Raw genomic sequence first — 245 nt, forward strand, 5'->3', positions numbered from 1 at the left:
TATCAGACGTTAAAAGCACGTGCCGAAGCTGGTGCGAAGCGGTTGTTATCGCTGAACCTGAAAAAAGGCGATCGCGTGGCACTGATTGCCGAAACAAGTAGCGAGTTCGTAGAGGCTTTTTTTGCCTGCCAGTATGCCGGCTTAGTCGCCGTCCCGTTGGCGATTCCAATGGGCGTTGGTCAGCGGGATTCCTGGAGCGCCAAATTGCAGGGTTTACTGGCAAGTTGCCAGCCCGCAGCCATTAT

The 245-nt window shown here is 54.3% G+C and carries 1 protein-coding gene; it reads left to right on the forward strand.

Translation table 11 applies throughout. From position 1 onward, the window contains the following. Nucleotides 1–245: AMP-binding protein (locus R0J88_RS22595; protein ID WP_410901261.1), on the forward strand; the 245-nt coding region annotated here is incomplete at both ends.

This window comes from Pseudoalteromonas sp. SIMBA_162, from assembly GCF_046535955.1.
In the GTDB taxonomy this organism is placed as follows: Bacteria; Pseudomonadota; Gammaproteobacteria; order Enterobacterales; family Alteromonadaceae; genus Pseudoalteromonas; species Pseudoalteromonas marina.